Origin of the sequence: Amniculibacterium aquaticum (assembly GCF_003852705.1) — a bacterium.
In the GTDB taxonomy this organism is placed as follows: Bacteria; Bacteroidota; Bacteroidia; order Flavobacteriales; family Weeksellaceae; genus Amniculibacterium; species Amniculibacterium aquaticum.
Window position 1 is genome coordinate 66,259 of sequence record NZ_REFA01000014.1, and the last position, 8,090, is coordinate 74,348.

At 37.4% G+C, this 8,090-nt stretch carries 6 protein-coding genes; 1 reads left to right on the forward strand and 5 read right to left on the reverse strand.

Translation table 11 applies throughout. The annotated features are described in order from the left end of the window. Nucleotides 1-14 precede the first annotated feature (14 nt). The 5 genes from EIY84_RS07695 to ychF all read right to left on the reverse strand — a co-directional run bounded on the left by EIY84_RS07695 (nucleotide 15) and on the right by ychF (nucleotide 7,188). A complete protein-coding gene (locus tag EIY84_RS07695; RefSeq protein ID WP_124641886.1) occupies nucleotides 15-2,597 on the reverse strand; it encodes a DNA gyrase/topoisomerase IV subunit A in 2,583 nt (860 codons plus the stop codon). Then, nucleotides 2,594-3,088: a hypothetical protein gene (locus tag EIY84_RS07700; protein WP_124641888.1), complete on the reverse strand. Its 495-nt coding sequence runs from the start codon at nucleotides 3,086-3,088 to the stop codon at nucleotides 2,594-2,596. Before EIY84_RS07700 ends, EIY84_RS07695 begins: the two co-directional genes overlap by 4 nt. A 68-nt stretch (nucleotides 3,089-3,156) precedes the next feature. Next, nucleotides 3,157-5,016 carry a DNA topoisomerase IV subunit B gene (locus EIY84_RS07705; protein ID WP_124641890.1) on the reverse strand — a complete coding sequence of 620 codons (1,860 nt, stop codon included), beginning with the start codon at nucleotides 5,014-5,016 and terminating at the stop codon, nucleotides 3,157-3,159. Between the two features lie 191 nt (nucleotides 5,017-5,207). After that, nucleotides 5,208-5,987, reverse strand: a complete 780-nt coding sequence (locus EIY84_RS07710; RefSeq protein ID WP_124641892.1) for a TIGR00266 family protein — start codon at nucleotides 5,985-5,987, stop codon at nucleotides 5,208-5,210. Nucleotides 5,988-6,096: 109 nt separating this feature from the next. Continuing rightward, the gene (ychF, locus tag EIY84_RS07715) at nucleotides 6,097-7,188 is read right to left on the reverse strand and encodes a redox-regulated ATPase YchF (RefSeq protein ID WP_124641894.1); all 1,092 of its coding nucleotides are present in this window, start codon (nucleotides 7,186-7,188) and stop codon (nucleotides 6,097-6,099) included. Between the two features lie 534 nt (nucleotides 7,189-7,722). Here ychF and EIY84_RS07720 point away from each other — a divergent pair. Then, entirely contained in the window at nucleotides 7,723-8,058 is a 336-nt protein-coding gene (locus EIY84_RS07720; protein WP_124641896.1) for a hypothetical protein, read from the forward strand. Nucleotides 8,059-8,090 lie beyond the last annotated feature (32 nt).

Below are 8,090 nucleotides of genomic sequence, written 5' to 3' on the forward strand. Positions count from 1 at the left end.
GGTTTATTTTTTTGTTATTCATTTGTGTCTTGTTGGTTTTCTTCAAAAAGATTCCCTATGGTTCCGTCTTCATTTTCAATATTCATATCGAATGTAGGTTCGGTTTCTTCTTCTTCAACAGGCTCTGGAATGGTGATGTTAATGGTTTTTACTCGGTCTTTGATGAACTGATTTCCCATTGCTTTGATCCCTTTTATGGCAATAAATTCATCGATATCAATCTCTTCAGTTTCTTTGGTTTTGCCATTTTTGTCTTTGGCATATACAATCTCTGCTACACAACCGTCGCTGGTCCCTATAAACTCGATGAAAGATTTAGGATGTTCTGATGGCATAAAGCTTTGGATGTTGGTGGTGTTTTCCAACACAAATCTTTTGATGAAATAAATTCCTTTTTCACCATCAAAATAAATGCAAGAAACGGCTTGCTCGGGATTCCATTTTTCCAGGATGAGGTATTCGTCATCAAAACGGTTGCTGAGGTCGAAAGAGATCAGTTTGGCTTCGCCTTTTGGAGTGATCAATAAAATTTTGTCGTCTCCTTTGAAGTTGCCCAGTAGTTGTCCTCTGTGATCTGCATTTAGCCTACGAACGGTATCGTCAAACCAAATTTTTCTAGGCGCAAGGGTAGAGACACCTTCTTCTTTGAGGTCGATTTTTTTGATTGCATATTTGGTCACCAAATTCCCTTTGGAATCTCTTCCTTTGATTGCCAATTCGGAAAAATCGATTTCCATTTTGTTTTTTCTTATTCTGGCATTGGGTTTCAGAAGGATGGTTACCGTTTCGGCTTCGCCATTTGGGTTGGCAGAAAAATAGAGCATCTCCGAGCCTTTTTGGTCAGAAGCCAGTTTGTAATCGGTATTTCGGGTAACTCCGTTTACAAAAAAGCGTTTCATGTAGTAGGCACCGTCTCGACCTTCTCGGTAGATCATGTTGTAAACGGTTCGTTTGTCTCCTTTTTTGAAGATGCCCACATGTTCAATATTTTTTCCGATAAAGGTTTTGGCCTCAACTTTTACGACTTTCATTGTTCCGTTTTTTTGGAAGGTAATGATGTCGTCAATATCCGAACAGTCAAATAAAAATTCGTCCTTTTTCAGGGAAGTTCCTATGAAGCCTTCTTCGCGGTTGACATAGAATTTTTCATTAGCTACAGCAACTTTAGTCGCATCAATGGTATCGAAAATTCTAAGTTCTGTTCTTCTTTCTCGATCTTTACCGTATTTTTTCTGAATGTTGAGGTAGTAGTCAATGGCATACGGAATCAGGTGTTCCAAATGATGTTTTACCTCTTCAATTTTTCCTTCAAGTGCCAGGATGTTGGCTTTGAATTTGTCCAAATCGAATCTCGAAATTCTTTTGATTCGGATTTCCGTTAGTTTGAGAATGTCCTCTTCGGTAACAGCTCTTAGCAGATGTTTGGTATGCGGTTTTAGACCTTTGTCAATGGTTTTTATGACTTCTTCCCAAGTTTTTACCTCCTCAATATCGTGGTAGATTCTGTTTTCTATGAATATTCTTTCCAAAGAAGAGAAGTGCCAGTTTTCTTGCAATTCATGAAGTTCTATTTCCAATTCCTTTTTCAGTAAAGAAACCGTATGGTCGGTGTTCATTCTTAAAATTTCCGACACATTCAGAAACATCGGTTTGTCCCCGACAATGACGCAGGCATTGGGCGAAATGGTTACTTGGCAATCTGTAAAAGCATAGAGGGCATCTATGGTTTTGTCAGGCGATACATCGTTGTGCAGATGAATGAGGATCTCCACTTTGTCCGAGGTATTGTCTTCAATTTTTTTAATCTTGATTTTTCCTTTGTCGTTGGCCTTTAAAATCGAATCGATCAAGTCGCCCGTAGTTTTAGAAAAAGGAAGTTCGGTAACGACCAAACTGTGCTTGTCCAATTGGGATATTTTGGCTCGGGCTCTTATTTTTCCACCCCTTTGGCCATCGTTATATTCGGAAACATCGATGTAACCTGCAGTAAGAAAATCCGGATAAATTTCGAATTTTTTACCTTTTAGATAAGCAACCGATGCTTGGATAAGCTCGTTGAAATTGTGCGGAAGAATCTTGGTGGATAATCCGACACCGATGCCTTCTACACCTTGTGCGAGCAATAATGGAAATTTTACAGGCAGATCGATAGGTTCGTTATTTCTACCGTCATAGGATTTAGTCCACTCGGTTGTTTTGGGATTGAAAACGACCTCCAAAGCAAACGGAGTAAGTCGGGCTTCAATATATCTTGCTGCCGCTGCAGAGTCTCCTGTGAAGATGTTTCCCCAGTTTCCTTGGGTGTCTATCAAAAGCTCTTTCTGACCTATTTGCACCATGGCATCGGTGATGGAGGCGTCTCCATGCGGATGGTACTTCATGGTGTTTCCTACAATATTGGCCACTTTGTTGTATCGGCCGTCTTCCAGCTCACGCATGGAGTGCATGATTCTTCTTTGTACCGGTTTCAGACCGTCAAAAACGGATGGGATGGCTCTGTCCAAGATTACATAGGAGGCGTAATCCAGAAACCAATCTTTATAGAGGCCGGAGACTTTTTTCAGGCTGTCTCCTTCAGTGGAAAAATCTTCTGTCATGCTTCGTTATCGTCTGTTTTTTTATTCTCTTTATTGATTTTAATGATTTTTGATAAAGAAAATTTCAAGTCACTTATTTCTTTTTTACTCAAATATGAAATGTCGTATTTGAGTATCAATTGATTGTTTTTTTTACTGTTGATGTAAATGTATAATTTTTTAAAAAAAATGTAATTGGCTATGTTATAGCTTATTAATTTATACTTTGGAAATTCATCAACTGTGGTTTTACCAAATAAATTATAGATAGTTCTATTTTTAAAAGTAAAGGTTTCTCCTTCGCTATCGTACTCGAAAATCTGCTTTCCTCTAAGATAGGTTAGTGCCAACAATATTATTGGTATTAGAATTAGTAGATATTCTTCGGATCCCAAGATGTTGAATGCGTATTTTTCTGAAATAAACATAACAACGCATGCAATAACGATTAATAGTATTATTGTATTGAAAAAATGATACAATGGGATTCTGTGTCTGTTGGTCAGTCTCATTACTTAGCTTTTTTAATCTTATAAATCTGGTTTTTTAGCTTTAAGTATAATTTCTATTCTATTCTATTCTATTTTTCTGTAATATTATTGTCTTCGACCACGAGGTTTTCCAAGATAAAAGTTTGTCGATCTGGGGTATTTTTTCCCATATAAAACTCTAACAATTGATCGATGGTTTGGTCTTTTCCAAGGACAACAGGTTCTAGACGGATATCCTTACCTATGAAATGTTTAAACTCGTCCGGAGAAATCTCACCAAGTCCTTTGAATCGTGTGATTTCAGGATTTTTTCCTAATTCGTTTAAGGCATTTATTCTTTCCGTTTCGTTGTAACAATATCGGGTTTCTTTTTTGTTTCTTACCCTGAATAACGGGGTTTGTAAGATGAAAAGATGTCCATTTTTGATCACATCCGGGAAGAATTGTAGGAAGAAGGTAATCATCAACAATCGTATATGCATACCATCCACATCGGCATCGGTAGCGATAATCACTTGGTTGTATCTTAGGTCTTCCATAGATTCTTCTATGTTGAGGGCTGCTTGTAAAAGGTTGAATTCCTCATTTTCATACACCACTTTTTTGGTGAGTCCATAGCAATTGAGGGGCTTTCCTTTTAACGAGAAAACAGCTTGGGTCTCTACATCTCTGGATTTGGTGATGGAACCGGATGCGGAGTCACCCTCGGTGATGAAGATTTGTGTTTCGGCCTTTCTCACTGCCTTTTGATCGTTATAATGCTGGCGGCAATCTCTCAGTTTTTTATTGTGAAGAGAGACTTTTTTTGCTCTTTCTCGGGCTAATTTTTGGATTCCCGAAAGTTCCTTTCTTTCTCTTTCTGAAATTAAAATTTTCCTTTGAATGGCTTCTGCAATTTCCGGATTTTTATGCAGGAAGTTGTCCAATTTATTTTTTAGAAAATCGATGATAAAAGTCCTCACTGTAGGTCCTTTAGGTCCCATGTCGTTGGATCCCAGTTTGGTTTTGGTTTGGGATTCAAAAACGGGCTCTTCTACATTGATGGATATGGCTGCAATGATGGATTTCCTGATGTCTGATGCATCAAAACTTTTATTGAAAAACTCTCTAACTGTCTTTACATAAGCCTCCCGGAAGGCATTAAGATGTGTCCCACCCTGTGTTGTATTTTGTCCGTTCACAAATGAGAAATAAGTTTCGGTCTGTGACTTGTCGGAGTGGGTAATGGCCACTTCAATATCTTCGTCTTTTAGGTGTACAATAGGGTAGAGGATGTCGCTTTCCAACTCTTCTTCCAAGAGGTCTTTCAACCCGTTTTCGGAGTAGTAGGTCTCTCCATTGAAGATGATTTTCAAACCTGGATTTAGGTAGGCATAGTTACGAAGCATCCTTTCTATGTACTCTTTTCTATACTTGAAGTGCAAAAAGATTTCAGCATCTGGGACAAAGGAGATTTCGGTTCCGTTTCTATCTCCAGATTCGGTTTCAGGATGGTCTTGTGTAATGTTTCCTCTGGAAAATTCCGCCATTTTCATTCGACCGTCTCTAACGGATTTTACACGGAAATAATCCGAAAGCGCGTTCACCGCTTTTGTACCAACACCATTCAGACCTACAGATTTTTTAAAGGCTTTGCTGTCGTACTTACCTCCGGTATTCATTTTAGAAACGGCATCAATCATCTTACCCAATGGGATGCCTCTACCAAAATCTCGAATTATAATCTTTCTATCGTCCAGTTTTATTTCTATTCTTTTACCGGCTTTCATTCGGAATTCATCAATGGAATTGTCTAATATTTCTTTTAACAGAATATAGATTCCATCGTCTGCAGAAGAGCCGTCTCCCAATTTTCCAATATACATCCCGGGTCTTAGACGGATGTGTTCTTGCCAATCGAGGGTACGGATGTTTTCATCGGTATAATTAACCTGTTGAATTTCACTCATAAAATTAGAAACTTTCTTTTAGAAAAATTAAAAAGTACATAGTACACAAAAATAGTAAAATATAAAGAAAATTAAAATTTATTTAATAGGAATTTAACGGGTATTACAAATACGACCTTAAATTGTTTAAATAAAAAAAAACAGAACCGATAAAATGTTCTGTTTTGGTTTTGTTCAACTTTAAATTTAGATTAATTTCCGTCCAAAAGATTCCCGATGCCCCCCAGCAAACTGCCTTCTTCTCTTTTGGTGGTGGTGCCGTATTGTAAGATTCTTCCGGCCAATCTGCTGATGGGTAAGGATTGTATCCAAACCTTTCCCGGACCTTTTAGTACTGCGTAAAATAAACCTTCGCCTCCGAAAATGGTGTTTTTTATGCCTCCAATAAATTGGATGTCATAATCTACCCCGCTGGTAAAAGCAACGATACAACCGGTATCAATTTTTAAAATTTCTCCTGCTTGTAAGGTTTTTTCGGCAACATAACCTCCACTGTGCACGAAACACATGCCGTGGCCTTCTAGTTTTTGCATGATGAAACCTTCGCCACCAAAAAGTCCGGTTCCTAATTTTCTTTGAAACTCTATACCGATAGATACGCCTTTTGCGGCACAAAGGAAGGAATCTTTTTGACAAATGATCTTACCTTGATACTGGCTCAAGTCCAACGGAATAATTTTCCCGGTAAAAGGAGCAGCAAATGAAATCTGTCTTTTCTGCTGTGAATTGTTGGTATAGCTGGTCATAAAAAGGCTTTCTCCGGTCAACAATCGTTTTCCTGCCGTGAAGAGTTTTCCCATCAATCCGCCTTGGTTACTGCCATCGCCAAACATGGTTTGCATATCAATCCCTTCGGTCATCATCATGAAACTTCCGGGCTCTGCAATCACGGTTTCCTGCGGGTCCAGTTCAATTTCTACATACTGCAACTCTTCGCCAAATATTTTGTAATCAATCTCGTGGTTATTCATTGTTTAATTTTTTCAATTAGTACTCTTGTGAAGGGATAAAGTTACAAAATGTCGAAAAAAAAATAGCATCAAAAAAATGATGCTACTGATATGAATTTGGAAATATGAATTATACATTGAAACGGAAATGCATCACATCTCCATCTTGTACCACATATTCTTTACCTTCTACGGATAGTTTTCCGGCTTCTTTTACTTTGGCTTCAGAGCCGTAAGTAACGAAATCGTTGAAACGGATAACCTCTGCACGGATAAATCCTTTTTCGAAATCGGTATGGATAACACCGGCAGCTTGCGGAGCAGTCCAGCCTTGACCGATGGTCCAAGCTCTTACTTCTTTCACCCCAGCGGTAAAATAAGTTTGAAGTTTCAACAGGTCATAAGCTTTACGGATCAAACGGTTTACACCTGGCTCTTCCAATCCCAATTCTTCCAAGAACATTTGTCTTTCTTCAAAAGTTTCCAGCTCGTTGATGTCGGCTTCTATTTGTGCGGCCAAAACCACCACTTCGGCGCCTTCGTTTTTTGCCATTTCCTCTACTTTTGCAATCCATTCGTTTCCGTTTTTGATGGAATTTTCATCAACATTACAAACATAAAGTACCGGTTTGTTGGTCAAAAGTTGAACATCATTGATGATGGATTGTGTAAAATCATCGGTTGGGAATTCTCTCGCATTTCTACCGTCTTCTACAAATTTTTGAAGATTTTGAAGCGTTTCAAAAGTAAGGATGTCTTCTTTCTTGCCCGATTTGATGAATTTTTTAGCTTTTTCAGCAGCTTTACCAATGGTTTCAAGGTCTTTTAATTGAAGCTCGATGTCGATAATTTCTTTATCTCTCATCGGATCTACAGAACCTTCCACATGGACGATGTTGCCGTTATCAAAACATCTCAAAACATGGATGATGGCTTCGCACTCGCGGATATTGGCAAGGAATTGATTTCCTAAACCTTCTCCTCTGGAAGCACCTTTTACCAAGCCGGCAATATCTACAATCTCTACCACAGCCGGTAAAACTCTTTCCGGATTGACCAATTTTTCCAATTCAAACAATCTTGGATCGGGTACAGAAACAGTCCCAAGGTTAGGTTCTATGGTACAGAAAGGATAGTTGGCAGACTGGGCTTTTGCATTGCTCAGACAGTTAAAAAGTGTTGATTTTCCGACATTCGGAAGTCCTACGATTCCACATTTCATAATTAAAAATAGTGTTTGAATTAGAGTGGGCAAAGATACAGATTAGAATTGTGAAAATAAAATAGTATTTTATGAACTTTATCCCGTACGATTTCGTATTGTTTTCAGGGTTGAATTCCGTACAAAAATTGGATTGTACCTCATGGTGAAATAAAATTGCTGAAATTTTATTTAAAAAATAAGAGCCCGTTTAAATTTTAGATCTAGATTTTTTGTATCGATATTTAGATGGATTATGGGTTTTAAATTTTTGTTTTAGCCCGCTAAAACAAAAATTTAAAATGCAAAATACGCTAAATAGAATGCAAAAAAGGCAGATTAGAAAGAGCAGAAATAGCCGAATTATTATTTTGGTGAAATTTTTAACAGACTCTAAATACTATTCTTACGAAAATTTCGTTTACATATACTTTGAAAGCTATTGGAAAAATTAAATTCAGATATTTTAAACAATCATTTGTTTTCTAGCAGAGCTGGTATACATTTTGTCTCTAAAGTTGCGGTGGTTATTTAGTATAAGTAAAATGAATAATGATGAAAAGATCTATTTTGGGGATTTTGACTGTGATTTCTTTAGGAATAAATGGGCAAGTTGTTAATACCAAAGATATTGAAGGGGTTGTTATACAATCTAAAAAAATAAATTACACGAATAAAAAGGAGAATCCGGCTTATGCAGTCCTGAAAAAAGTTTGGGATAAGAATTATAAGAACGCTTTTAATTCTTACGAAAATTATAAATATGAAGAGTATCAAAAAATTGAAGCTTCTTTTAATAGAACTTGTTTAATGTTTCCTAATCAAAATACAACAGAATGCGAGCAGATGAAAATCCCTCCAATGTTTTTCTTTAGTTTCATATCGTATTAATAGCGCTTTAAAGCTATCTATCCAAGCGTTCA